Raw genomic sequence first — 25,276 nt, 5'->3', positions numbered from 1 at the left:
CCGCGGGGTCATCGCGATGACGTGATTCGACGTCGCAGGCGGGTCAGTCCTTCGGACGTCGCTTCAGGCGTGCCCGTTTCGGCAGCTGCGCCGGCCATTGCACGATGTGGTCCTCGAGCTCCTCGTCCGGGATCTCCTCCTCGCTGCCCTCGACCCGGCCGCGGACGGAGACGCCGGCTTCATGAACGGTGTTGGGATCGCCCGAGACCAGCGGATGCCACCAATAGAGGTCGCGCCCTTCGGCGACCAGCTTGTAGCCGCAGCTCGGCGGCAGCCAGTTCAGGGTGCGGACATTGGCCGGGGTCAGCCGGACGCAATCGGGAACCTTGGCGGAGCGATTCGGATAGTCCTTGCAGCCGCAGGTCCCGGCATCGAGCAGCTTGCAGCCGACATGGGTGAAATAGATGTCGCCGGTATCCTCGTCCTCGAGCTTGTTCAGGCAGCAGCGGCCGCAGCCGTCGCATAGGCTCTCCCATTCGGCCGTCGACAGCTCTTCCAACGTCTTGGTTTTCCAGAAGAATCCTTCCTGGCCTGAAGGTCGTTTGGGAGCTGCGGTCATGCGCCTCAACAAGGGTTCGAAAGAGCTACGGCTCGTTCATCTACGGCGTGCGGCCGGGACGCTGCAAGCAACGCCCAATTGAGGCCCGTAATGAACCGGGGTCAATTAGGCCTGTTGTTCAAAATCGCGAGCCTGACCATTGGTTTATGGGCCCTGCTCGGCTAGAAGGAACAGCAAGTCCCCTCGGACGCGAAACCGGCGCCTTGGGTTTGCCGTAACATTCCCTCAAGACGTCTCGGTGCCGCCCGGCCGGGTGCCTGAACGCTGTCGAACCGAGCCTCAAGGGTTCTAGGTGGTCCAGAACACACCATCCAACTGGAAGAGCCGCATCCGGAATTTCTTTCTGGACCTCGACGCGCGCATCGATTCCTCGCTGTTCTCCTCCGCCAAGGGCATCCGCGAGCTCTACGAGCGCTACTCGACCTTCATGGACCGCTTCTATGTCGGGCGGTGGAAGCGCTGGGTGTTCATCGAGCCGCTGTCGGAGGCCGCGACGCTGGGCCTTGGCGGCCTGGTCGTGATGCTCACCCTCGCCATCCCCGCCTTCCGCGAGACCGCGGACGAGGACTGGCTGAAGAAGTCCGACCTGGCGGTGTCGTTCCTCGACCGCTACGGCAACCCGATCGGCAGCCGCGGCATCAAGCACAACGACTCGATCCCGCTGGAAGACTTTCCGGACGTGCTGATCAAGGCGACGCTCGCCACCGAAGACCGCCGCTTCTACGAGCATTTCGGCATCGACATCGCCGGCACCGCGCGCGCGCTCGTCACCAACGCCCAGGCCGGCGGCGTCCGCCAGGGCGGCTCCTCGATCACCCAGCAGCTTGCGAAGAACCTGTTCTTGAGCAACGAGCGCACCATCGAGCGCAAGGTCAACGAAGCCTTCCTCGCGGTCTGGCTGGAATGGCGCCTGACCAAGAACGAGATTCTCAAGCTGTACCTCGACCGCGCCTATATGGGCGGAGGCACCTTCGGCGTCGACGGCGCGGCCCATTTCTACTTCAACAAATCCGCGCGTGACGTGACGCTTGCGGAAGCCGCGATGCTCGCCGGCCTGTTCAAGGCGCCGACCAAATACGCACCCCACATCAACCTGCCCGCGGCGCGTGCCCGCGCCAACGTCGTGCTCGACAATCTCGTCGACGCCGGCTTCATGACCGAGGGCCAGGTGTTCGGCGCCCGCCGCAACCCGGCCTTCGCGGTCGATCGCCGCGACGAGGCCTCGCCGAACTACTATCTCGACTACGCCTTCGACGAGATGCGCAAGCTGGTCGACACCTTCCCGAAGTCGTACACCGAGCGCGTCTTCGTGGTGCGCCTCGCGATCGACACCAACGTGCAGAAGGCCGCGGAAGACGCCATCGAGAACCAGCTGCGCCAGTTCGGCCGCGATTATCACGCGACCCAGGCCGCGACCGTCGTCTCCGATCTCGACGGCGGCATCCGCGCCATGGTCGGCGGCCGCGACTATGGTGCGAGCCAGTTCAACCGCGCCACCGACGCCTACCGCCAGCCCGGCTCGTCGTTCAAGCCTTACGTCTACACCACCGCGCTGCTGAACGGCTTCACGCCGAACTCGATCGTGGTCGACGGTCCGGTCTGCATCGGCAATTGGTGTCCGCAGAACTATGGTCATTCCTATTCCGGCTCGGTGACGCTGACGCAGGCGATCACGCGCTCGATCAACGTCGTGCCCGTCAAGCTGTCGATCGCGATCGGCCAGAAGGAACAGCCGAAGGCGCCGAACCCGGCCAAGCTCGGCCGCGCCAAGATCGTCGAGGTCGCCCGCCGCTTCGGCCTCAAGGCGCCGCTGCCCGATACGCCGTCGCTGCCGATCGGCTCGGACGAAGTCACCGTGATCGAGCACGCCGTCGCCTACGCCACCTTCCCCAACCGCGGCAAGGCGGTGACGCCGCATTCGGTGCTGGAAGTGCGCACCGGCGCCGGTGATCCGGTCTGGCGCTGGGACCGCGACGGTCCGAAGCCGCGACAGGCGATCCCGGCCTCCGTTGCCGCCGACATGGCCGGCATGATGAGCCACGTCGTCAGCGAAGGCACCGCGCGCCGCGCCGCGCTCGACGGCATTCCGACCGCCGGCAAGACCGGCACGACCAATGCGTATCGCGACGCCTGGTTCGTCGGCTACACCGGCAATTTCACCTGCGCAGTGTGGTACGGCAATGACGACTATTCGCCGACCAACCGCATGACCGGCGGCTCGCTGCCGGCGCAGACCTGGCACGACATCATGGTCACCGCGCATCAGGGCGTCGAGGTCCGGGAAATCCCCGGCATCGGCATGGGCCAGAAGCTGCCGCCGCAGCCGATGGCAGCGCAGGCCAATGCGGCACCGAAGGTGCTGGAGACCAAGCCCGGCCCGCCGCCCGTGCTGACCAAGCGCGGCGCCGACGTCCTGGTGCGCGTCGAGAAGCTGCTCGATGACGCCGCCAGGACCGCGACCAAGGCGGCTGCCGACGACGACAAGCTGGCCAAGCCGGCGTCGTCGACGAGCGCGCTCGCCTTCCCGCAGAACTATGCGGAAGAGAATGCGAATGCATCCGTCCCGCGCAAGAACTGATCGAAACCCGTGCGGCTGATCCTGATCACATTGACGGCCCTTCTGCTCGCGAGCGTGGTCGGCGTCGGCGCGACCTGGATGACGACGACGCGTGGCACCGAGATCGGCGCGCTGACCATCGGCCCCTGGACCGCGCGGCCGCGCACCGGCACCGCCGACGTCGATCCCTATTCGCGCGCCACCATCGTGCGCAACGGCGAGCTGCCGATCGGCACCGGTGACGGCGTCGCCTTCACTGCGACCGCCGACGAGAAGAAGAAGGCGCTCGACGGCGGCTGCGACGTCGTCGTCTCCGGCGTGACGCCGCCGGCGCGGTTCTGGACGCTGACGCTGTACGACCGCAAGGGCCACCTCGTCGCCAATTCGCTGCAGCGCTACGGCTTCACCAGCCAGGAGATCGTGCGGCAGTCCGACGGAACGTTCCAGATCCGCATCGCCTCGCGCTCGCGCGCCGGCAACTGGCTGCCGACCGGCGGCATCGAGCGCTACGCGCTGATGCTGCGCCTCTACGACACCCCTGTCGGCGTTGCGACGCGCACCCAGCGCGACGCGCCGATGCCCACGATCAAGACGGTGGGCTGCTCATGATCCGCCTGATGTTCACCATCGTCGCGGGCGTGGTGCTGGGCCTCGTGGTCCATCTCGTCAGCGTGCTGGCGCTGCCGCGGATCGCGACACAGGACGCCTATTCGCGGCTGACGCCGATGACGAAGCTCAACGCCGTGACGCAGCTTCCCCTCGCCGATCCCAACAATTCGCCGATGCCGTTCATGGACCCGGCCTTCGCGATCGCGATCTGCCGCTACGACCTCACGGGCGGGCCGCTCAAGCTTACGGTGCCGGTGAGCCAGGCCTACACCTCGGTGTCGTTCTACACCCGCAACGAGATCGCCTATTACGCAATCAACGACCGTTCCGCCGGCAAGAAGGTGATCGAGCTCGACCTCATGACCGAGCCGCAGCACAACGAGCTGCCCGAGGACGAAGAGATCACCGCGGCCGACCGCCTGATCATCGATTCCCCTGCTACCACCGGCCTGATCGTGATGAAGGCGCTCGCCGCCGAGCCTGGCCTGATGCAGCAGGCGCAAAACTCGCTTCAGGCTGCGACCTGCGCGCCGCAGACAGAAGCGCCGGCCAAGGCCGAAGCGCCGCGCGGGCGGCGCTGAAACGCGGCCATTTCGGCGCCCTCAAAACAAGAACTGAAAAAACAACCCCATGCACAGTAGCGGGGGCATTGAAACTGTTAGCTAATCTGCACGACCGATCAGCAGCAGCGCGACCTCAGCGGCGAGACCATTTTGGCCGCCTTTGACACGTCGGGCAAAACACTGGCATCATGGCAACATCGAAAGTTCGTAACACCCGCGGCGGAGCAATCCGCCGCGTTTTTTTTCATGTCGTAGCACAGGTTGCCGTGATCTAAGGATCACCGTCGTCCCCCGCCGCTCGAAAACGCAATCCACTGCGTCGGGTACCTGGCGGAAAGTCCCTGCCCCAGTGTCAGTCCAAGCCTAGCTCAATATCTCGGGCGGTGCGAGTGCGCCCACTCGCGGGCATGCGCAATGCGCGCGCGCGGCGGCAGGATCGCGCGCAGCTTCTGCGTCGTCGGCAGGCTCTCCATGCGCTCCCGCCATCGACAGAAGGCCGGATATTTCGGGTACATGGCCTTGCCTTCCTCCGTCAGGCTGAACGCAAAGGTGCTTGGCAAAAGGTAGAAATCCGCGATCGAGAGTTCTGGACCGAGGAGGTAGTCCCGACCATCTGCGAGCTCGCGCTCGATGGCCACGAGTGCGTTCTCGACCTTGGGCAGTGCGTGCGCCACCACCTTCTCGTCGGATGCAATCCCGAGCTCGGGAAACACCAACCGCTCGTGGGTCACATGGTAGATCATGTAGGGATAGACGTAGGAATCGACGACACCGATCCATTGATTCATGCGAGCCCGCGCGTGCGGGTTCTGCGGCGTCAGCCGTGCTCCCGCGAACACCTCGTCGATGTAGCCGACGATGGCGCGCGTCTCGTAGACGGTGAAGTCGCCGTGCCGGAAGATCGGAACGCGGTTGAACGGATGGAGCGCGAGATGCTCGCTCCTGCCCATCACGGGCTCGAGGTCCTCGAAGCGGTAGGCCACGTCCTTGTGGGTGAGGACGAGCCGCACGATGTTGACGAACGTGCTGCGGGGAAAGCCGTAAACGATGGTCTCGGACATCTTTTCTCCTCCCGGTTCGCTTGCTGTCGATCGGGCTCGATCAGCGCCAGAACGGCTTGTTCGCTTGCTCCAAGGCCTCTTCCCGAGTGAGCCCGAGATCGGCAAGGAGATGGGGATTGTCGGCAATCGCGCGAAGATCGTCGCGCTGATTTATCCGCTCGATGCGGGCAAGCCATCTGCCGATCAACGCCTGCCATGAATTTTGTTTATGATCCGCAGCCGTCACGCTGCGTCGAACTCGCGACGGAAAACCACGATCGGCAATAGGTATTGACATTTATTGCCTCCAGCTCCCATGATTTCGTGTCGTGGCCGCCTGCATAGGGCCGGCAGGGCAAAGTCCGCAAAGCATCGTTTCTCGGGCCAGCCCCAATTTTTCTCATGAAGTCCCTCAGGAGGGTGCGTCATGCGCCCGCGTTTGCCACCGCTGAACGCACTAAAGGCCTTCGAAGCCGCAGCCCGCCACGAGAGCTTCACGCGGGCCGCCGAAGAGCTGTGCGTCACGCAAGGTGCGGTGAGCCATCAGGTCAAGGCGTTGGAAACGGAGCTCGCCATCAAGCTGTTCAGCCGCGAGCGCCAGCGCCTGATCATCACGGAAGCGGGCCGCGACTATCTCGCGGTGATACGCGATGCGCTGGACCGAATTGCCGCGGGTACGGAGCGGCTGTTGCAGCGACAGAACGCAGGCGTGCTCACGGTCAGCACCTCCCCGGATTTTGCCGCCAAATGGCTGGTGCACCGACTGGGCCATTTCGCGGAAGCGCATTCGGGAATCGATCTCCGCGTCTCGGCAACGATGCATCACGTCGATTTTGCGCGTGAGGAGGTCGATCTTGCGGTCCGCCATGGCGATGGAAACTGGCCGGGCCTCGATGCCACAAGGCTCTGCACGGAACGGCTCTTCGCCGTGTGCAGTCCCAAGCTGCTGTCGGGACGCCGCCGCATCGGCGGGGTCGCGGATATCCTGAGATTTCCCCTGATCCACCTCGACAGCAGATCCGACTGGGCAAATTGGCTACGTGGCGTCGGCATTGACGACGCTGATGTCACGCATGGTCCGGTGCTCAATCGTGCCAGCATGGTCATCGATGCCGCAATCAACGGCCAGGGCATCGCCCTGGCCCGCACGACATTAGGCGCCTGGGACCTGATCAATGGACGGCTGGCGCTGCCCTTCCCGGAGTCGGTGCCATTGTCGAAGAGCTATTGGATCGTCTGCCCCAAGGCGACCGCGTCACTTCCGAAGATTGCGACATTTCGTGACTGGCTGCTCGCGGAGGCGTCGAGCGACCTGCGCCTGCTTAAATCCGTCACCGGGACACCAAAAGCAGCAAGGCGGCGATAGGCCTCTTTCCGGCGATTTTCTCGTCCGCGGAGAATAGTCCGAGGTGGTAAGCCGCCGGGGATTCGGCTGATATCAACGCAGTCCGAACGACAGCACCGATGCGATCAGCGACAATCCCGCGAGCAGCAGAAGCGCCAGCACGGTCCTGCGAAAGGTCTCATCGTTGATCTTGCCGAACAATTTGAAGCCGGACCAAAGGCCCGCGACCATGAAGGGAACGCCCAATGCGTATAGCATCAGCGTGCAACGAACGCCACGAACAGCACTGGCTGAAACACCGCGCGCTGCACGTCCTTGGGCCAGCCGCGCCATTGGCAGGAAATCGTCGAGATCACGCCGCCGAGCCCAGTCAGGCCGCCAAGCAAGCCGTTGGAGACGCCAATGGCGATATCGGCTCCGACTCCGATCTTTACCGGAGCGAATACGGGCTTCGTCAGGCCATAGATTGCGTAGAGCACCAGCAGGAGCCCCACACCAAATCGGAGGTAGCTGGGGTTCAGGTAAGCGAGAATGCTGACGCCGATCGGGATGCCGATGACAGTTCCGAGCGCGAGCGGCCAAGCCTGCCGAAGGTCGAGGACATGTCGCAGCTTGAAGATGCCGTAACCCTGCGTGAGCAAGCCGTAGCCTGCGATCAAGGTAGCGGTCTGCATCGGCGTGATGATGTGCAGCCATACGCCCGACACCACGAGGCCCATGGCGAATCCGGAAAAGCCGCTGACGAAGCCGCCCGCGAGCGCGGCAAATGCGAAGAGAGCGAAGACAGGTCCATCCATGGGTCGTCTCCCCAAGAACAATGCAGGCGAGCACTTGGATGCATATCCATCTGATGGGGAGGTCGCGGGTCCGCAGTCGATCACTCGTTTGGCAATACCTCGGCGTCCTACCCCCCTCCCGCCTCTTTCAGGATTCCCCGGCGTATCGATCGTACAATTTGGCGGCGTTCTCCCAGCGAATGGCCTCCATGTAGACGTCGACATAGCGGGCGGCGGCAGCGCCGAAATCCATGTGATAGGCGTGCTCATACATGTCGAGCACCAGCACCGGCCGACCGCCGGCGAGCGTTGTGGTATGATCTGCGGCCCATTGATTGATGAGCCGCCCGTCACGGGGTGAATAGGCAAGGATCACCCACCCCGAGCCGCCGCCTTCGGCCTTGCCCATGGCTGCGAATTCCGTACGCCAGCGCTCGATGCTGCCAAAGTCGCGCGCAATCGCATCGGCGAGAGCGCCGCTCGGCCGCTCAGATCCACCAAGACCGTCGAAGTAGATCTCGTGCAGGATCATCGAGTTCGTTGCGATCAACTCCTCGCGCTTCAGGCCGTTGATGAGAAAGTTCGGCGCCTTGGCGAAATCGAGCTCTGCGAGCTGCGCGCCAATCGCGTTGAGCCGCTTCACGGCTCCGCCGTAGTTGTTCTCGTAGTGGCTGATAAGAACCTTTTCGGAGATGCCGCTGATCGATTTCGGATCGAACGGCATCGGCTTGGCTTCGTAACGCATCGGGCGTCTCCTTCTCTCGATCTTTGGCTCAACTCTTCGTGCTGGCAGTCTTGTCCAAGGCCGCGCGCAAGCCTTCGGCGAGCTTGACGGCGTCGTCGTTCGCCCAGAAGTGCATGAAGAAAAGTCGCGGCTGCTCATCCAGCATGTGGCTATGCAGCGCGGTCACCTCGATGCCGTGCGTGCGCAGCGCCAAAATGACAGGGTTGACCTCGTTGCCCGTCAGCACGAAGTCGCCCGTGATGGCCGCCTTCCCGCCCCCGGTCGGCTGGAAGTTGATACCGATCGCAACGCCCATTGGAGCGACGGGGGTCAATGGCATGCCGTCTTGCGTGATCGGATCACGTCGCTTCACGTTGAATTGGTAGACGCCTCCGTTGGCCTGTCCCTTGCTGCCGATAATCTGGTCGAGCTTCGCGGTGTCGAGGTCCACGGCCGGCGGCGGGCTCGCCGGCGCTGCGACGGTCAATGGAGTCTTGCTTTCGGCAAGTGCATCGTGGATCGCAGCGGCGAGCTTGACCGGGTCCCCGTGCCCGGCAACATGCATGTAGAACGTCGCCGGACTCGCGCGCAGCAGATGATTGTGGATGGCGGTGATCTCAAGGCCGTTCGCGATCATCTTCGCCATCACGGGATTGATCTCGGTTTCGAGCAGCACGAGGTCGCCCATGACCATGGCGCCGCCGTGCCCAGGCTTGAACGCGACCCAGCCGCCGAGCGCCAGCGCCGGCTTGATCGTCACCCCGTCCAACGTCACGGAGAGATCGCTGCGGGGAAAGCCGTAGCGGTGGACGTCGTCCGAGACGGCGGGCTTGCGGCCCAGCGTCTCGTCAACCTTCTGCCAGTCGATGTCCTGCGCTTGAGCCGTCGAGACCGAGCCAAGGAGGCAGGCGCCGAGACCGATGAACGCGAAGAGTGTGTTTCTCATTGATGTGCTCCTAAGTCTTGAAGCAGCTGCGGCTAAGCACGCCCCGAGATCGATCGCATCGGCCCATCAAGCGGGAGGCCCAATCCTGGACGTCGCGCGAGCGCCGCACGGCGCTCGGGAATCAGGCGCGGGTCGGCTGAGACGTCCCCGTCAATGCGCGCATCGATAAGCGCCGGCGCATTCGCCGTGCCGATCAGTCTAGCTAGTCTGCCGGAAGAAAGGGGGATGTATGATGCTGACATGCTGCGCCCTTGGTGATTAAGGACGCGATACTTGGGCATGTCGCCTCACGGGGAGATCGCACATCCCCGTAGCGGCGAATTAAAACCCGGATGGCCGAACTGTCAACCTGCTTAAGTCGGGGAATGCAGAAGTCATCGGAGGCACGTCGCGAGGATAGCGCCGACGGTTTGGAACCTTTGGCACGTCGAGCAAAAGACCGGCATACCGGCAGCATCTAAAGTTCGTAACACCCGTGCGGAGCAATCCGTCGCGTTTCTTTCATGTCTGAGCAAAGCGAGCCATGATCGAAGGATCGTCATCGTCTCCTGCCGCTCGAAGCCGAGTGGACGTAAGTTTGCAACGCCCGAGATTCTAGACTAGCCTGTTCCTCAGCCCCACGCCCTGCCGTAAGCAGGTGTGAAGCTCCCCGCCACGACGGATTACGGGCAAGTCCAGTTTTGCGCACCAGCGCATTTTTTCCGTCGTGACCATGCGAAACAATTCCGCCGCGTTCGGCTCGGGCGCAATCATCGGTACCTTGGGCGGCCTCATCGGCCTCGGGGGCGCCGAATTTCGTCTGCCGCTCCTCATCAGCTTGTTCAGGTTTCGCGGTCTTGAAGCCGTGGTCCTCAACAAGGCGACGAGCCTGATCGTGGTGGCCAGCGCACTGCCATTTCGTGCCCGCGCCGTTCCCTTTGCCGAAATATATGCGCATTGGCCGGTCATCCTGAACCTGCTGGCGGGCAGCCTTGTTGGCGCCTATGCCGGGGCATCCTGGGCGACGCGCCTCAAGTCCGAAACGCTCTACAAGGTCATAGCGGTCTTGTTGCTGCTGATCGCAGGTGTGCTTCTGTTCGCACACAGCACTGCGGCAGCACCCGCCCCGGCGCTGACTGGCATGTACCTGATTGTCGCGGGTGTAGCGGCAGGCTTCCTGATAGGCATCGTGGCGTCGTTGCTCGGCATTGCCGGTGGAGAATTCCTGATCCCCACCCTGATCCTGTTGTTCGGCGCGGACGTCAAGCTGGCAGGCAGCCTCTCACTTGCGGTGAGCCTTCCGACGATGCTCGTGGGATTCGCGCGTTATAGTCGCGATCAGAGTTTTTCAGTGCTCCGCGCCAACTGGCAGTTCATGCTTGCAATGGCGATCGGATCGATCGTCGGCACATTCATCGGCGGCTTGCTTCTCGGTATTGTCCCGAATTCGATTCTTCTGCCGGGATTGGCTGTGATCCTGGTCATCTCAGCCGTGGAGATATGGCGGCACGAGTAGAGCGCTCAGACGTGATGTGTTCGACTAATCCGCGCCCAGAGCAGCGCGAACGGACCCAACGCAATTCCGGCCGCAAGAACGATGAACGCCAGCAGCCAGCCGGTCGCGCTCTGCGGACCGCCGGCCGCGTCGAGCGCGGCGCCGGTTCCCCAGGCTCCAACCGCCGACAGACCGAAGCCGACCGTCGAATGCAAGGCCAGGGTTGCGCCGCGATGTTCGGAAGTCGCCGCGGCAGACATGCCGGCAGTCAACGCACCTGAATCGGCGGGCACGGTCAGGCCATAGGCGAGCAGCAGCAGCGCGAGCACCCATGCCGGCGCCGTCGCGTTGAGCCCGATGATAAGTGCGACGCAGGCCGATGCGATCATGACGATCGTGATCGCCCGATGGCGGCCGAATTTCAGCGCGGCCTCGTTGCCGAGGATGCTTGCGGGCATCGAGATCACCGCGAAGCAGAAGCTCAGCACGACGGGGCTCAACCAAGACGGCGCGCCTTGATGAGCGACCACGAACGTCCAGAACCCGACCAGCCAGGTACGGATGCCGTAAAGCTCGAAGCAGTGCGCGCCGTAGCCGAGGATGTAACCGAGCGCCTCGCGGTTGGCGAAGACGGGTGCGAAGTTGAGCAGACGCCCCGCCTTCGGCGCGGGCCGCTGCTCCCGCATCAGAAGGCACGCGACGACCATGGCGACGGGACCGAGGCCGGTGACGAGGAAGGCGGTGCGCCACCCCCAGCGGTCGGCGATCAGTTGCGCGACCAGGAACGAGAGGCCGACGCCGACCGAGAAGCTCGAAGTGTACAACGTGACGGCGCGCGAGGTGTCGCCGGCGGGAAGCCGGTCCGTCAGCGCCTTCAGGCCCGGCATATAGGCGCCCGCAAATCCAAGTCCTGCAAGGGACCAGATCGCAGTCGCCGACCAGAACCCTTCTGCGAAGATTCCGAACGCTGCGGTCGCGAGCCCGCTGACGATCGAGCCCCAGAGCAGGACAATCCGCGCGTCGATCCGGTCGGTCAACGTCGTCAGCACGGGCACCGCGAGCATGTAACCGAACGCATAACCGCTCGCCATCAAGCCGCCTTCGGCGGCGGAGAGGCCCCACTCCGGCATCAAATGCTGCGCCAGATTTGCGGGCAACGTCACATGCGGCAGCAGGTTGCCGACCTGCCCTATGCACATCACCGCAATTAGAGACCGGCCGCCGAGCTTATGAATTTTGTTCTCCCACCTGAAGCGGCTTTGATGTTGCCCGCTCCGTACGAAGCAGCAAGAGCGCGAAGAAGGCCGAGACCGAGACGAGCGCGCTGATCCACAGCGCACTGCTGCCGATGTGCTCGACCATCAGCCCCAGTGTGAGCGGCGCGGCGGCGCCCGTCAGTCTAGAAGGCAGCGAGATCATGCCGACCCGCTTGCCGAATCCGGCCGGCCCAAACAGCGCCAATGGAAGCGTACCACGGGCAATGGTGATGATGCCGTTGCCCGCTCCGTACAGCACCGTGAACGTCGACGCGAGCAAGGGTCCGCCCATCACCAGCGCAACGACGCCGATCGGATTCATCAGCATGGCCAGCCTCGCCGACAGCAGCGGGTGAAACCGGGCGAGCCATCCTGCTTCCAACAGACGCGCGCCGACTTGTGCAGGCCCGACCAGCGCGCCCGCGAGCAGGGCCTGAGCCGGTGTCGCGCCGAACGCAACCAGCATGGTCGGCAGAATGGCCGAGATGCCCGAACTGACGAAGCTAGCTGCCGCGAACATGTAAGCCAGCAGCACCATCGCGAAGGTCTCGCTCTGGCGTCCGGATTGCTGGATTGCACCCGGCCCCGGTCGAGCCTGCTGGTCCAATGGGACGGCGCGCGGCAGCGAGAGATTGAGCGGCAACGCAACAGCGATATGGATCGCCGCCCATATCTGACAGGCGACGCGCCAGCCGTACTCCGACGCGAGCCAGGTCGTGAGGGGCCAGCCGAGCGTGCTGGCGAAACCGGCGATCAGCGTGATGCCGGTGATGGTTCGTCGTGCATTGGTACCGTAGATGCGCGCAAGCGTCGCAAAGGCCGCCTCATAGAGGCCCATGCCCATGCCGATCCCCAGCAACGCCCAGGCCGTAATCAGCACCGCTACGCCATGGGCCACGGACAGCAGGAGCAGGCCTGCCACAAACACGAGGTTCGAAATGGCAAGCAGGCTGCGCCCGCCAAACGTATCGATGGCATGCCCCACGCGCGGGCCGAGCAGACCAGAGATGACGAGCGCTCCCGACAGCGCGCCGAACACGTAAGTCGGCGCGAGACCGAGATCGCGCGCAATCGGCGCAGCCAGGATGGCCGGAAGATAATAGCTCGACGCCCATGCAACCGTTTGCGCGGTGCCGAGCGCGGCGACGACGCCGAGCGGGCCTCGGGCTTGGCCCGCGAGAACTTGCGTCATGAACAACCACACCCCGAAGCGCCGGCCTTCTTGGCTGTTTCGTCGGCAGCGCAGCAGGCGGACGACTCTTCCTTCGCCGGCCCGCCGCAACATCCTGATGCGGTCCCGGCGGCCTCGACACCGCCACGTGTGCAGACGCCGGTCTCCGGCAGCACAAGCTCCACCCTCGCCGCCGCCTCCTTGTCGCCAGCGAGATCGGCCGCAATCGAGCGAACCTGCTCATAACCCGTCATCATCAGGAAGGTCGGAGCGCGGCCGTACGACTTCATGCCCGCCATGTAGAAACCCGCTTCATCATGCGCGAGCTCGCGCGCGCTGTGGGGACGCACCGTCCCGCAGCTATGCTCGTTGGGATCGATCAGCGGTGCGAGAGCGACTGGTGCCTCGATGGCGGGATCGAGCCGCAAACGCAGTTCAGACAGGAACGAGAAGTCAGGACGGAAACCCGTCGACACAATCAGTTCGTCCACGACCACGCTTCGCCCACCGCAACAGGACCCCGCCGCGATCTTGAGGCGACCTTCGGGGTCCGAGAGGTGCGTGACGCCGAATTCAGTTTCGACCTTGATCTTCCCGGAGGCAACAAGCGCGGCGAAGGCACTGCCGAGTTCGCCGCGCGCCGCGAGTTTATCGTTACGGCCGCCGCCAAAAGCCTTCGCGGGATCGGCGCCACGCAACAGCCAGACGGGCTGAGTGCCCGGCACTTCGTCGGCGAGATGTACGAGATCGATCAGCGTGCCCACCGCTGAATGGCCCGCGCCCAAGACAGCAACGGTCTTGCCAGCATATCTGGAACGAGCGACACCCCCGACATCCGGCATGCCGTAAGCAATACGGTCGCCGCATTCGGACTCACCGATCGCCGGCAAACCGTTGCGGCCGGCCGGATTGGGGGAGAACCAAGTGCCTGAGGTATCGATCACGGCATCTGCACGCAGAACCTCGGGCCCCTTGCCGTTCTGATAGCGGATTTCGAAAGGCGCCTGCTCACGCCCCTTGGTCTTCGCCTTGTCGAAGCCGACGCGGCTGATGGCCGAGACGCGGCTGGAGGTCCGGATCACATCGCGTAGCGACGTTCGCGTCGCGAGCGGCGCCAGGTATCGATCAAGCAGTTCGCCGCCGGTCGGATAGGATTGCGGGTCCGGCGAATTCCATCCCGTCGGTGCAAGCAGGCGCGCGGCGGCCTTGTCGACATTGTACTCCCACGGCGAGAACAGCTGGACCTGCTGCCACTGGCGGACGGCGTGTCCGGTTTCGGGTCCGGCCTCGAGCACAATGGGGGACATGCCGCGTTCGAGCACGTGCGCGGCCGCAGCCAGGCCGACCGGCCCCGCCCCGATAATGGCAACTGTCTTTCCGCCGCTCATTTCGCTACTCCCATTATTCTAGAATCATCGAATAAATCGGCCAAAAAAATCAGGCCGCCGTTTTGGTATCCTTGCATTCGGTTTCATCGGCACAGCACTCCGACACCAGGAAATCCACCAGGCCCCGCATCCCGTCGTAGTTCGCGTGGCAGACCAGGGTCGTGGATTCGCGGACCTGACTAATGAGCCCGACCGCAACCAGAGACTTGATGTGATGAGATAGCGTCGATGCCGGGATCTTCAATTTGTCCTGCAAGCGACCGACGGGCATGCCCGGCTGTCCAGCCCGGACCAAGGCCCGATAGATCTGAAGCCGGGTCCGGTTGCCCAGGGCTTCCAAGCGTGCTGCTGCGTCGTCGATCTTCATGACCATAAGATGCGCCGATCCACCCTCGCCGTCAACCGTATTTCTAGAATATTGGAAATATAGGGGCGACCGCCCGCCGGCGGGGCGGCCTCAGCAGCACTTTCCGTTCTGCTGGATCGGCGGACAAGGGACCGATCCGTACGAACAGAAGACGCAGCAATCGCCGCTCGTCGGCTTGAGCCGGGTCCCGCATCCCTTGCAATCGTAGAAGAACTGACAGGCGTCAGTCGGCATGGTTTCGGCTGACGCGTGATGACAGACCGGACACGTAATGACCGATTGGGTTTGCATTGCCGGCTTTCCTCGATCGCGAGACAAAGCCCATTCTAGTCGTTCAGCGTAACCGCGGCCAGTTCGGAAATTGGATTGCGATTAAAACTATAAAACTAGTATTATAGTTGTAATTCTCTGGAGTTTGCGGTATGCGGGAACCCATGAACCGCAAAATCGCTGCACGTTGCCTGGCCGAATTAGGCAATCTGACGCGCCTGGACATTTATCGGCTGCTGGTTCGGGCCGGGCCGCCCGGCCTTAACATCACCGATATCCAGACCCGTCTCGATGTACCGGCCTCAACGCTCGCCTTTCATCTGCGCGGGTTGGTCACCGCAGGCCTCGTCGCCCAGGAAAAAAATGGACGCACGGTGATCTGCCGCGCTCAATATGATCGCATGGATGGAGTCATCGCGTTCTTGCGCGAGCATTGCTGCGAGGGATTTGCGAGTGATGTGCCGGCGGCGGTGACGCGCCGGGCGAGTTGATCCCGTGCGGATGGTGAGCCCCCGAACGTCGGCTCTCCATTATGGCTGGATCGTCCTGGGCGCGGGCACCTTCGGCTCGTTCATGACCCTGCCCGGCCAAACGGCAGGCGTTTCAGTTTTCTTCGATCCCATCACTGCCGATCTTGGCATCTCGCGGACATCGGCCTCGATCGCTTATGCAGTGGGAACGCTTGCGGGAATTCTGCCCGCACCTGTGATCGGTCGCTGGATCGACCGGCGTGGACCCCGCCTGACGGCGACCATCATCGCCGGTGGCCTCGCCTTGGCCTGCGCCCTCATGGCGACAGTTCAATCCGCAATAATGCTGCTCGTCGGATTCGCACTGTTGCGTGGCGCGGCGATCGGCGGCCTTAGCCTCGTCAGTCAGCAGGTCGTCAATCTGTGGTTTGTGCGTCGGCGCGGGATTGCCGCTGCGGCGGCCAGCCTCGGGCTCGCGACTGGTTCCATGATCTTTCCGAAACTCATCGATGCTCTCATCTCGCTCTACGGTTGGCGAGGCGCCTATCTCGCGCTTGCCGGACTTGTCGCCCTCACCATTCTGCCGGTTGCTGCCGCGCTGTTTCGCGATCGGCCGGAAAAATTCGGCCTCAGCACGGACGCCGGGCTGCTAACGGCCGCAGAATATCCTCGGAAGGAGCCCTCGTTCACGCGCGAACAGGCGCTCCGTACCGGCGTATTTTGGCTGCTGTGTGCGGCAGGCTTTCTGACCAATGCCATCGGCACCGCGCTCTTGCTCAATCATTTCTCCATCATGCAGACGGCCGGGATCGCACACAGCGACGCACTGCTACTGTTGTCGCTTCTTGCCGGCGTTCAGGCTGTTGCGACACTCGGCACCGGATTTCTGGTGGATCGCTATGAACCCCGGCACCTGGTTCCGCTTGCGATGTTCATGCTTGCGCTGGCGACGGCTCTTCCGGCGTTTGGCAACGGCGTCGCCATCAGTGTGCTGTATGCGTTGAGCCTGGGAGGGGCGTACGGTTCGCAGCAAGCTATCAACGCCGCTGGCTATGCGCAGTATTTCGGCCGCGACCATCTCGGCGCAATCAGGGGCGCGTCGTTCGTGTTCGGCATTGCCGGCGCGGCGTTCGGTCCTCTGCCTTTCGCGGCAAGTGTCGATTGGACGGGAAGCTATGCCGCCGTCCTGATCGGTTGCTGCATGCTCTGCATTGTCTGTGGCGCCGGAGCATTCGCCGTCAGACGACCGTCCTCGTCGGCCGAGTCGATGATGAATGAAAAGCTAGGAGTAGCGCCATGACGGTCGGAGAAACGACGATCGTGGCGGGTATCGAAATTCCTTCGACCGCCCCCTTCTTTCTGGCGGTAGTCCTGGGGGTGCATATCCCCCTGGGCCTTGCGTGCGTTGCGATCGGCGCAATCGCGATGTTGAGTCAGAAGCGTCGCGGGCGTCATTCGAGGCTTGGAACGACCTATTTCTGGTCCTGCTGGCGCTCTTCGCGTCCGCGACGCTACTGTCGCTCATGCGCTGGGCCGAAAACTATCACTTGTTCGTTCTCGGTGCGTTGTCATTCACTTGCGCCTGGATCGGGCGCACCGCGCTCCGGCGCCGCTGGTGGTATTGGGTCAGGCTCCATATCGCGGGGATGGGCCTGTCGTACATACTGATGCTGGTTGCTTTCTACGTGGACAATGGAAAGCAGCTTCCGCTTTGGAAGGACCTGCCTCATTTCATGTACTGGCTGATACCTTTTGCGGTTGGTATTCCGCTCATCGTTCGCGCGCTTCTGTGGCCGCCGTTGGCGCCAGCCCGCCATAATTTTCACTCGATGCGGTAACTTGCGATGCGCGCCAATTGATGTCCTCAAGCCAATGTTGCCGAATAACTCCTTCCGACGCGAGACGGGCTCGCCGGATTTCGGATTGACGAACATCTTATAATTCCATAAATCTGGATATATGGAAACTGAAGAAGCCGTCCTCGCGCTCGCCGCCCTGTCACAATCGACCCGTCTGGAGGCCTTCCGGACGCTGGTCCGACACGAGCCCGATGGCCTTGCGGCCGGCGACCTCGCACGTCTGCTGGAAGTCCCCCCGAATACCCTTTCGGCTCATCTCTCGATCCTGACGCGTGCCCGCCTCGTCACCTCCGAGCGACACAGCCGTTCGATCGTCTATCGCGCCAACCTTGCGGAGTTCAGGGACGTTGCGGTTTTCCTGCTTCGGGATTGCTGCGGCGGCCGGCCGGAGGTTTGCGAGCCGGTCGTCGAAAGTCTCCAAGCCTGCTGCTCGCCAAAGCGAAAGGAGCGAAGCCGTGCCTGACCAGATGTACAATGTTTTGTTCCTGTGCACCGGCAATTCGGCGCGCTCGGTCCTCGCCGAGTCGATCCTTCGCAAGGACGGAGCCGGCCGCTTTCAGTCCGAGATCGGACGCTCCGAGGGCGCAACACATTCAACGCCGAAGGCCGGCTGATGGACAATTTCGATCTTCCACGGCGCCTCGCGGCCGAGGCGCTCGGCACCGGGCTTCTCGTCGCCACCGTCGTCGGCTCCGGCATCATGGCCGAGACGCTGACCAAGGACGTGGCGCTTGCGCTTCTGTGCAATACCCTGCCGACCGGAGCCATTCTGGTTGTCCTGATCACCGTGCTCGGTCCGATCTCCGGCGCGCATTTCAATCCCGCGGTGACCCTCGTCTTCACCGGCAAGCGCGAGCTTCCGGTCAACGAAGCCGTGCTCTACGTGATCGCGCAGATCGCCGGCGGCATCGCGGGAACGATGGCCGCGCATCTGATGTTCGGACTTCCCCTGCTCGATTTCTCGACGAAGGTTCGAACGGGAGGGCCGCAATGGTTCGCCGAAGCGGTCGCCGCCTTCGGTCTGGTCGCGACGATCCTCGCCGGCATCCGATTTCAGCGGACGGCGGTTCCCTGGCTGGTGGGCCTTTACATCACGGCAGCCTATTGGTTCACGGCCTCCACGTCGTTTGCAAATCCGGCGGTGGCCATCGCGCGGTCGCTGACAAACACGTTCTCGGGCATTCGTCCGACCGACCTGCCCGGATTCATTCTTGCGGAGCTCTGCGGAGCATTCGCCGGCATGCTGTTGATGAACTGGCTGCTCGGGCACTCCGGGGCCCGCGGCCCCGTACAAATTGCGGAGACGACCCGATGAGCGTGACGATCTACCACAACCCCGATTGCGGCACCTCGCGGAACACGCTGGCGATGATCCGGCAGAGCGGCGCGGAGCCCACTGTCATCGAATATCTCAAGACCCCGCCGTCGCGCGAGACGCTCAAGCAGCTGATTGCAGCGATTGGCATTCCGGTTCGCGAATTGCTGCGCGAGAAGGGCACGCCGTACAAGGAGCTCGGCCTCGCCGACCCCAAATGGACCGACGACCAGTTGATCGATCAGATGCTCGCGCATCCCATTCTCATCAACCGCCCGATCGTCGTGACCTCGAAGGGCACGCGCTTGTGCCGCCCTTCCGAAGCCGTCGTCGATCTCCTCGACAATCCGGTCGGCCGGTTCACGAAGGAAGATGGCGAGGTGGTCGAAGCGCGCCAGGCAACTCACCGCCCCTAACGCTCCTCGGTCGGAATCCGCGGCGGTTTTTTTCAGGTCGGAGCGGAGGTCGCCGTGAAGACCTCCGCTGCCCAGCCTATTCGGCGGCTTGCGACGTGCGCTCGGTCCATTCTTCGGCAGGAGCCGATCGTTCGCCCGGCGGAAGCCCCCGCCCCTTCACCAAGCCGAAAATTGCGGGGATCACGACGAGCGTCAGCAGTGTCGATGACGTCATGCCGCCGATCATCGGCACCGCAATGCGCTGCATGATCTCCGATCCGGCCCCGGTGCTCCACATGATCGGCAGCAGACCGGCCATGATGGCAACCACCGTCATCATCTTGGGCCGCACGCGCTCGACCGCGCCCACCATGATGGCGTCGTGGAGATCCCGGCGCGTCAGTGGCCTTCCCTCGGCGCTGCACCTAGCCTTGACCTCGGCCAGTGCGTGGTCAAGGTAGATCAGCATGACGACACCCGTCTCGGCGGCGACGCCTGCGAGCGCGATGAAGCCGACCGCGACGGCAACGGACAGGTTGAAGCCGAGCCACCACATCATCCAGATGCCGCCGACCAGCGCAAACGGCAGCGACAGCATCACGATCAGGGTCTCGGTCATCGCCCGGAAGTTCAGGTACAGCAGCAGGAAGATGATCGTGAGCGTCACGGGCACGACGATCTTCAGACGGGCCGCGGCGCGCTGCAGATATTCGTACTGGCCGCTCCACACGACGTAGGTGCCGGCGGGAAACCGGATGCTCTCCGTCACGGCGCGTTGCGCGTCGGCGACGTAGCTTCCGATGTCGCGATCCCGGATGTCGACATAGATGTAGGTCGCAAGCTGGCCGTTCTCCGTCCGGATCGACGTCGGCCCGCGCGCGGGTTCGACCTTCGCCACCTCGCCGAGCGGCACGGCGCCCCCCGACGGCATCGGCACCAGGATGTCGCTGGCGATGGCCTTGGGGTTGTCACGAAGGTCGCGCGGATAGCGCATGTTCACGGTGAACCGCTGCCGTCCCTCCACGGTCGTCGTGACCGTCTGACCGCCGAGCGCGGCCGCGATGGTGTCCTGGACGTCCTGGATCAGGATGCCGTAACGGGCGAGCGCCTCACGGTCGGGAACGATCTCGAGATAATAGCCGCCGATACCGCGCTCGGCGTAGGCCGACGACGTGCCGGGCACGGTCTTGATGACGCGTTCGATCTGCTTCGCGAGCCGGTCGATCTCGGCGAGGTCCGTGCCCATGACCTTGACGCCAACCGGCGTGCGGATTCCGGTCGAGAGCATGTCGATGCGCGCCTTGATCGGCATGGTCCAGGCGTTGGAGACGCCCGGAAACTGCAACGCCTTGTCCATCTCGGCGATGAGACTGTCGACGGTAACGCCGGAACGCCACTGCTCCTTCGGCTTCAGGTTGACGATCGTCTCAAACATCTCGGTCGGGGCGGGATCGGTCGCAGTGGCTGCTCGCCCCGCCTTGCCGTAGACCGAAGCGACCTCCGGGAACGACTTGATGATGCGGTCCTGCATCTGCATCAGCTCGGCCGCCTTGGTGACCGAAATGCCGGGTAGCGTCGTTGGCATGTAGAGCAGCGTTCCCTCGTTCAGCGCCGGCATGAACTCGGTGCCGAGCTGGCGCGCCGGCCAGATCGTCACCGCAAGCACGACGAGCGAAGCCAGGATGACCAGCGTCTTGGCGCGCAGAACCCCCTTGATCACGGGACGGTAGACCCAGATCAGGACGCGATTGATGACGTTCCTGCTCTCCGGGACGATCCGGCCGCGGACGAAGATCACCATCAGCGCCGGCACCAGGGTGACGGACAGCAACGCCGCGGCGGCCATCGAGAAGGTCTTCGTGAACGCCAGCGGGCTGAACAATCGGCCCTCCTGCGATTCCAGCGTGAAGATCGGCATGAACGACACGGTGATGATCAACAGGCTGAAGAAGAGCGCGGGGCCGACCTCGGATGCCGCGTCGATCAGAACCTGCACGCGCGACTGTTCGGGCCTCGCCCGTTCGAGGTGCTTGTGTGCGTTCTCGATCATGACGATGGCGGCGTCCACCATGGCGCCGATCGCAATCGCGATGCCGCCGAGGCTCATGATGTTCGATCCTAGCCCGAGCAGCTTCATGGCGCCAAACGCCATCAACACGCCGACCGGCAACATCAGGATCGCGACGAGTGCGCTGCGGACATGCAGCAGGAACACGATGCAGACGAGCCCGACGACGATGCTCTCCTCGAACAGGGTATGCTTGAGGGTATCGATGGCCGCATAGATCAGGTTCGAGCGGTCGTAGACCGGTACGATCTCGACCGATTTCGGGAGGCTGCTCGCGATCTCCCTGAAGCGCTTCTTGACGTTTTCGATGACGTCTAGGGCGTTGACGCCGAACCGCTGCAGCACGATGCCGCTCGCAACCTCGCCCTCGCCATTCAATTCGGCGATGCCGCGCCGCTCGTCGGGCCCGAGCTCGACGTTGGCGACGTCCCGCAACAGCACCGGCGTGCCGTTGCTCGTCTTCAGCACGATGTTGCCGAGATCGTTGATGCTCTTGATATAGCCCTTGCCGCGGATGACGTATTCGAACTCGGAGAGCTCGACGGTGCGGCCGCCGACGTCGGCGTTGCTGGCGCGGATCGCCTCGCGTATTTTTTGCATGCTGATGCCGCGGTCGCGCATCCGCTGCGGGTCGAGGACCACGTTGTACTGCTTGACGAAGCCGCCGACGCTGGCGACCTCGGCGACGCCTTCGGCCTTGGCCAGCGCGAACTTCAGATTCCAGTCCTGGATCGTGCGCGTGTCCGCAAGGTTCAATTCCTTCGATACGACGGCGTATTGGTAGACCCAGCCGACACCGGTGGCGTCGGGCCCGATGGTCGGGGTCACGCCGGCGGGAAGCCTGGACGCCGCGCCGTTCAGGAATTCCATGACGCGCGACCGCGCCCAATAGATGTCGGTGCCGTCCTCGAAGATCACATAGACGAAGGAGACGCCAAAGAACGAGAAGCCGCGTACGACCTTCGATTTCGGCACGGTGAGCATCGCCGTCGTCAGCGGATAGGTGACCTGATCCTCGATCACCTGCGGCGCCTGGCCGGGATACTCGGTGTAGACGATGACCTGCGTATCCGAGAGGTCCGGGATCGCATCCAGCGGAAGGTGAACCAGGGCATAGAGGCCGGCGGCAGCCGCGAAGCCGGTCCCGAACAGCACGAGCAGCAGATTGCGCGCCGACCAGGCGATGATGCGGGCGATCATTTGTGATCTCCCGTTGCATTGCCAGGGCCGGCGTCGGTGGCCTGGGATGCCGCCTCGCCAAACCCCTTCAGCGCCGCCTTCAGGTTGCTTTCCGCATCGATAAGGAAGTTGGCGGAGGTCACCACCGCCTCGCCGTCCGCGAGACCCTGGCGCACCTCGACATAGCCGCCGCCGCGACGGCCGAGCTTGACTTCCCGCGGCTCGAAACGCCCTTCCCCCTTGTCGACGAGCACGGCCTGCCGGCTGCCGGTGTCGAGCACCGCGCTGTCCTGTATCGCCAGGACGGGCGCGGCATCGGCCGTGTCGATGTCGGCATCGACGTACATGTCGGGCAGCAGCACCGCGTCCGGATTGGCGAGCTCGATCCTGATGCGAACGGTGCGCGTGTCGCGGTTCACCTGCGGATAGACGACGGCGATTGTCCCGGTGAAGGTCCGGCCGGCGAAACTGCGCGCGCGCACCGCGACTGACTGCCCCACCGCGATGTTGCCGAGATCGCGCTCGGCCACGTCGACCAGCGCCCAGACCACCGAGGTGTCCGCGATCCGGAACAGAACGTCGCCGGGATTGGCCCGCATCCCTTCGATCGCATTGCGTTCGAGCACGACCCCGTCGCGCGGTGCAGACCAGCGTATGGCGACGGGCGCGGTGTGCGTCTTGTCCATCTCCGCAATGACGGACTCGGGAACGTCGAGATTGACCAGCCGCTGTCGCGAGCCGCGGCCGTACATCTCGACACCGCCGACCGTCTTGGAGGTGATCGTCGCGAGATATTCCGCCGCCGCGGACGCCACCGCCGAACTGTAGATTTCCATCAGCGGCTGGCCGGCCTTCACGCGCGTGCCAGTGGTCACGTCGGCGACCTTCTGCACGAAGCTTTCGGCGCGCATCGCGATCACCGACACGCGGCGTTCATCGAGCTGGATCGTGCCGGGCGCCTTCACCGAGACCCGGATCGAGCGCCGCGCGACGGGCTCGGACTTCACGCCCGCGCGCTGGATCTTGCCGGGCGACAGCTTCACCGTGCCGTCGTCGGCATCGTCGCCTTCGTAAACGGCGACATAGTCCATCCCCATCGGATCCTTCTTTGGGACGGGCGACGTATCGGGCAGTCCCATGGGATTGCGGTAGTAGAGGATTTTTCGCGGCGAAGCCGCCTGCGCCTTCGGCAGCGCCGGCGCGACGGCCGCTCCATCGTCGTCGTAGACCGGCAGATAGTCCCGCCCGCGGTCGTCCTTCTTCGGACCAGCAGACCAGAGCGGCGCACCGCTCGGATCGCGGTAGTAGAGCGGCGTTCGCTCCGCGGCAGCCGCAGCCGATGTTATGTCGGCCTCAGCGAGCCAGCCCGCACCGTTCGAATGCGAGTAGTAGCCGGCCAGGACCAGGCCGCCGCCAAGCGCAAGAGCCGTCAGGAGACGCAGCGTTTTCATGTCGTGTATCCGCGCGCCCGAGAGCGCGCGTCCGTGTGAAGGAAAAAGGGGAATGTCGGGCGCTGCCGGGCAGCGCCCGAACGCTCACTTGATCGCCGTGACGATCACCTTGCCGGTGACGGTCTCCGGTTCGCCCTGCACCTTCACGGACAGCGTCATCTGGTAGCGGCCAGCCATCGGCAGGTCCGTCTTGAAGGCGTACACGCCCGGCTCCCTGGACGGCAGCGGCGCGACCGCCGATTCCATCTCGGCCATCCCGTCCGGGGCCATGTCGAGGCGGGTCTTGAAGATGACCGCATCCGGTATCGGCTTGCCGGTCTGCTTGTTCGTCAGGCGAACGGCGAGCGTGACATCTTCGCCCTTCTTCATCTGCGGAGTGACGGGCTCGAAGGCGTAGTCGCCCGCGCCCGCCATCGCGGCGGAAGCGGCAAGCGAAAGGGTGGCGGCGAGAGCCGCGGTGCTGATCTTGGAAAGCATTGTCCTGTCCTCATGAATTGATCTTTCGCCGTGGCGCGTGAAGCGCGCACGTCAGTCGTCGTCGCGAGCAGGCACGCCGCTCGCGTCTCGGGCTTTGCGAGATCAGATTCGAGGAGGTCGGAAAGGAGGACTGCCGCCGCGGAAGGAAACGACCTGATCCGGGGGAATAGCCATCGTGCTGGCCATGACGGCGAGACGTTCGAACGCCATGGGCCTGACATCACCGAGCGCGATGATCCCACCGACGCAGCAGAAACCCATCCCGCACTTGTAGCCGCCGCTATGGGAGCCTGTTCCCTTCATGTCGGGACAACAATCGTCCATCGACATGTCGGCGTCGCCGCTCATGTGCATGGCCGTCTGCATGCCATCCGACGACATTGCGAGGTTCGCCGCGGACGCGCCAACCGGCAGCATCGCCAAGGATATGGCGATGGCGACTGCCAGGATGGTACGGACGAACTGCATCAATATCGACTTACCTTGTCGGGCCGGAACTCGGCCTCAGTAGCATATTCGGACACCAAAGGCAGTCATTGATCGTGGTCAAGCGTTCGTTACCCAGGCTCGTCCGGAGGCCGGGTTGGACGTTTCGACGCGGTCCTTCGGACTATCGTGCAAAACAGCAACACAAGGCCACCATCGACCGACCGGCCCGTCCAGCAGCCCGCGCGGATGTTGACGCGCTCATCCCCTGATGCCAGTTTCGTGATCGGTAGTGTCCGCAAGGACTCTTCAAGGGAATGCGGTGCGTCCACCTCAGTGGGCAATTCCGCGGGCTGCCCCCGCAACTGTAGGCGGATAGCCGACGACCAAACGAACCACTGGAGCCCCGCTTGGGCCTCTGGGAAGGTGGTCGAAGGCGATGACCCGCGAGCCAGGAAACCTGCTACCAGCCATGGTCACGCGCGAACGCATTGGGCGGGGTGCCCTGATGTCGGACAAGTAGCCGGTGCATCCGCCGCCTGGGGCGAAGGTGGATGACTAAGGCAACCGCGGTGACGGTTTGTTTGCGTC

General features: G+C 63.7%; 27 protein-coding genes, 1 pseudogene and 1 riboswitch. Of the genes and pseudogenes, 13 read left to right on the top strand and 15 right to left on the bottom strand.

What is annotated here, in order from left to right; translation table 11 throughout:
- Positions 1-43: 43 nt before the first annotated feature.
- Positions 44-559: a YcgN family cysteine cluster protein gene (locus J4G43_RS17590; protein ID WP_014496718.1), complete on the bottom strand. Its 516-nt coding sequence runs from the start codon at positions 557-559 to the stop codon at positions 44-46.
- Between the two features lie 292 nt (positions 560-851).
- Here J4G43_RS17590 and J4G43_RS17585 point away from each other — a divergent pair, with 292 nt between their 5' ends.
- Genes J4G43_RS17585 through J4G43_RS17575 form a run of 3 tightly spaced genes read left to right on the top strand, consistent with a single transcriptional unit; the run spans position 852 to position 4,306 of the window.
- A complete protein-coding gene (locus J4G43_RS17585; RefSeq protein ID WP_135214850.1) occupies positions 852-3,137 on the top strand; it encodes a transglycosylase domain-containing protein in 2,286 nt (761 codons plus the stop codon).
- Positions 3,138-3,146: 9 nt separating this feature from the next.
- Positions 3,147-3,725: a DUF1214 domain-containing protein gene (locus tag J4G43_RS17580; RefSeq protein ID WP_208085762.1), complete on the top strand. Its 579-nt coding sequence runs from the start codon at positions 3,147-3,149 to the stop codon at positions 3,723-3,725.
- On the top strand, positions 3,722-4,306 hold the full coding sequence (locus J4G43_RS17575) for a DUF1254 domain-containing protein (RefSeq protein ID WP_063984559.1): 585 nt from the start codon (positions 3,722-3,724) through the stop codon (positions 4,304-4,306). Before J4G43_RS17580 ends, J4G43_RS17575 begins: the two co-directional genes overlap by 4 nt.
- Before the next feature lie 350 nt (positions 4,307-4,656).
- Here the strand turns inward: J4G43_RS17575 and J4G43_RS17570 are convergent, their stop codons facing one another.
- Positions 4,657-5,349: a glutathione S-transferase family protein gene (locus J4G43_RS17570; RefSeq protein WP_208085761.1), complete on the bottom strand. Its 693-nt coding sequence runs from the start codon at positions 5,347-5,349 to the stop codon at positions 4,657-4,659.
- On the opposite strand from J4G43_RS17570, the gene J4G43_RS17565 reads away from it, so the two are divergent.
- Both J4G43_RS17565 and J4G43_RS17560 read left to right on the top strand, forming a co-directional pair.
- On the top strand, positions 5,336-5,548 hold the full coding sequence (locus J4G43_RS17565; RefSeq protein ID WP_161495875.1) for a hypothetical protein: 213 nt from the start codon (positions 5,336-5,338) through the stop codon (positions 5,546-5,548). The two genes, J4G43_RS17570 and J4G43_RS17565, sit on opposite strands and share 14 nt — an antisense overlap.
- Positions 5,549-5,755: 207 nt before the next feature.
- On the top strand, positions 5,756-6,694 hold the full coding sequence (locus tag J4G43_RS17560; RefSeq protein WP_028149917.1) for a transcriptional regulator GcvA: 939 nt from the start codon (positions 5,756-5,758) through the stop codon (positions 6,692-6,694).
- A 72-nt stretch (positions 6,695-6,766) separates the two neighbouring features.
- Here the strand turns inward: J4G43_RS17560 and J4G43_RS17555 are convergent, their stop codons facing one another.
- The 4 genes from J4G43_RS17555 to J4G43_RS17540 all read right to left on the bottom strand — a co-directional run bounded on the left by J4G43_RS17555 (position 6,767) and on the right by J4G43_RS17540 (position 9,119).
- Positions 6,767-6,904, bottom strand: coding sequence for a hypothetical protein (locus tag J4G43_RS17555; protein WP_225004940.1), 138 nt, complete (start codon positions 6,902-6,904; stop codon positions 6,767-6,769).
- Between the two features lie 26 nt (positions 6,905-6,930).
- A complete protein-coding gene (locus J4G43_RS17550) occupies positions 6,931-7,470 on the bottom strand; it encodes a sulfite exporter TauE/SafE family protein (RefSeq protein ID WP_225004938.1) in 540 nt (179 codons plus the stop codon).
- A gap of 127 nt (positions 7,471-7,597) precedes the next feature.
- Positions 7,598-8,194 carry a superoxide dismutase gene (locus tag J4G43_RS17545; protein WP_208085760.1) on the bottom strand — a complete coding sequence of 199 codons (597 nt, stop codon included), beginning with the start codon at positions 8,192-8,194 and terminating at the stop codon, positions 7,598-7,600.
- A gap of 28 nt (positions 8,195-8,222) precedes the next feature.
- Positions 8,223-9,119: a DUF1259 domain-containing protein gene (locus tag J4G43_RS17540; RefSeq protein WP_208085759.1), complete on the bottom strand. Its 897-nt coding sequence runs from the start codon at positions 9,117-9,119 to the stop codon at positions 8,223-8,225.
- A gap of 712 nt (positions 9,120-9,831) precedes the next feature.
- Here J4G43_RS17540 and J4G43_RS17535 point away from each other — a divergent pair.
- On the top strand, positions 9,832-10,614 hold the full coding sequence (locus J4G43_RS17535; protein ID WP_208089343.1) for a sulfite exporter TauE/SafE family protein: 783 nt from the start codon (positions 9,832-9,834) through the stop codon (positions 10,612-10,614).
- Between the two features lie 5 nt (positions 10,615-10,619).
- Here the strand turns inward: J4G43_RS17535 and J4G43_RS17530 are convergent, their stop codons facing one another.
- The 5 genes from J4G43_RS17530 to J4G43_RS17510 all read right to left on the bottom strand — a co-directional run bounded on the left by J4G43_RS17530 (position 10,620) and on the right by J4G43_RS17510 (position 15,066).
- Entirely contained in the window at positions 10,620-11,792 is a 1,173-nt protein-coding gene (locus tag J4G43_RS17530; protein ID WP_208085758.1) for an MFS transporter, read from the bottom strand.
- Positions 11,793-11,820: 28 nt separating this feature from the next.
- The gene (locus J4G43_RS17525; protein WP_208089342.1) at positions 11,821-13,041 is read right to left on the bottom strand and encodes an MFS transporter; all 1,221 of its coding nucleotides are present in this window, start codon (positions 13,039-13,041) and stop codon (positions 11,821-11,823) included.
- A complete protein-coding gene (locus tag J4G43_RS17520; RefSeq protein ID WP_208085757.1) occupies positions 13,038-14,408 on the bottom strand; it encodes an NAD(P)-binding domain-containing protein in 1,371 nt (456 codons plus the stop codon). The genes J4G43_RS17525 and J4G43_RS17520 overlap by 4 nt, the downstream gene beginning before the upstream one ends.
- Before the next feature lie 49 nt (positions 14,409-14,457).
- On the bottom strand, positions 14,458-14,775 hold the full coding sequence (locus J4G43_RS17515) for an ArsR/SmtB family transcription factor (protein WP_063986549.1): 318 nt from the start codon (positions 14,773-14,775) through the stop codon (positions 14,458-14,460).
- Positions 14,776-14,865: 90 nt separating this feature from the next.
- Positions 14,866-15,066: a GDCCVxC domain-containing (seleno)protein gene (locus J4G43_RS17510; protein WP_080586512.1), complete on the bottom strand. Its 201-nt coding sequence runs from the start codon at positions 15,064-15,066 to the stop codon at positions 14,866-14,868.
- Between the two features lie 143 nt (positions 15,067-15,209).
- Here J4G43_RS17510 and J4G43_RS17505 point away from each other — a divergent pair, with 143 nt between their 5' ends.
- The 7 genes and pseudogenes from J4G43_RS17505 to arsC all read left to right on the top strand — a co-directional run bounded on the left by J4G43_RS17505 (position 15,210) and on the right by arsC (position 19,105).
- Entirely contained in the window at positions 15,210-15,536 is a 327-nt protein-coding gene (locus J4G43_RS17505) for an ArsR/SmtB family transcription factor (RefSeq protein WP_166098457.1), read from the top strand.
- Between the two features lie 82 nt (positions 15,537-15,618).
- Positions 15,619-16,815 (top strand): MFS transporter, encoded by a 1,197-nt coding sequence (locus J4G43_RS17500; protein ID WP_249814789.1) that lies wholly within the window; start codon positions 15,619-15,621, stop codon positions 16,813-16,815.
- Positions 16,816-16,915: 100 nt separating this feature from the next.
- A complete protein-coding gene (locus tag J4G43_RS17495; protein WP_166098467.1) occupies positions 16,916-17,353 on the top strand; it encodes a hypothetical protein in 438 nt (145 codons plus the stop codon).
- 121 nt (positions 17,354-17,474) lie between these two features.
- On the top strand, positions 17,475-17,837 hold the full coding sequence (locus J4G43_RS17490) for an ArsR/SmtB family transcription factor (RefSeq protein WP_063984569.1): 363 nt from the start codon (positions 17,475-17,477) through the stop codon (positions 17,835-17,837).
- Positions 17,830-17,967: pseudogene (locus J4G43_RS17485) on the top strand (arsenate reductase/protein-tyrosine-phosphatase family protein); the annotation flags it as partial. The gene J4G43_RS17490 and the pseudogene J4G43_RS17485, both read left to right, overlap by 8 nt.
- A 20-nt stretch (positions 17,968-17,987) precedes the next feature.
- Positions 17,988-18,689 (top strand): aquaporin, encoded by a 702-nt coding sequence (locus J4G43_RS17480; RefSeq protein WP_166098476.1) that lies wholly within the window; start codon positions 17,988-17,990, stop codon positions 18,687-18,689.
- Entirely contained in the window at positions 18,686-19,105 is a 420-nt protein-coding gene (gene arsC, locus J4G43_RS17475) for an arsenate reductase (glutaredoxin) (RefSeq protein ID WP_166098479.1), read from the top strand. The genes J4G43_RS17480 and arsC overlap by 4 nt, the downstream gene beginning before the upstream one ends.
- 76 nt (positions 19,106-19,181) lie before the next feature.
- On the opposite strand, the gene J4G43_RS17470 is transcribed toward arsC, so the two are convergent.
- The 4 genes from J4G43_RS17470 to J4G43_RS17455 form a co-directional block, all read right to left on the bottom strand.
- A complete protein-coding gene (locus J4G43_RS17470) occupies positions 19,182-22,352 on the bottom strand; it encodes an efflux RND transporter permease subunit (RefSeq protein ID WP_208085755.1) in 3,171 nt (1,056 codons plus the stop codon).
- Positions 22,349-23,782 carry an efflux RND transporter periplasmic adaptor subunit gene (locus tag J4G43_RS17465; protein ID WP_208085754.1) on the bottom strand — a complete coding sequence of 478 codons (1,434 nt, stop codon included), beginning with the start codon at positions 23,780-23,782 and terminating at the stop codon, positions 22,349-22,351. The genes J4G43_RS17470 and J4G43_RS17465 overlap by 4 nt, the downstream gene beginning before the upstream one ends.
- A gap of 84 nt (positions 23,783-23,866) precedes the next feature.
- The gene (locus J4G43_RS17460) at positions 23,867-24,259 is read right to left on the bottom strand and encodes a FixH family protein (RefSeq protein WP_028159689.1); all 393 of its coding nucleotides are present in this window, start codon (positions 24,257-24,259) and stop codon (positions 23,867-23,869) included.
- Between the two features lie 102 nt (positions 24,260-24,361).
- Positions 24,362-24,727 (bottom strand): hypothetical protein, encoded by a 366-nt coding sequence (locus J4G43_RS17455; protein WP_208085753.1) that lies wholly within the window; start codon positions 24,725-24,727, stop codon positions 24,362-24,364.
- Positions 24,728-24,958: 231 nt separating this feature from the next.
- A riboswitch (cobalamin riboswitch) is annotated at positions 24,959-25,167 on the top strand.
- The last annotated feature ends 109 nt before the right edge of the window (positions 25,168-25,276 follow it).

The organism is Bradyrhizobium barranii subsp. barranii, from assembly GCF_017565645.3.
In the GTDB taxonomy this organism is placed as follows: domain Bacteria; phylum Pseudomonadota; class Alphaproteobacteria; order Rhizobiales; family Xanthobacteraceae; genus Bradyrhizobium; species Bradyrhizobium barranii.
This window is presented reverse-complemented; position numbering and strand designations above follow the sequence as displayed.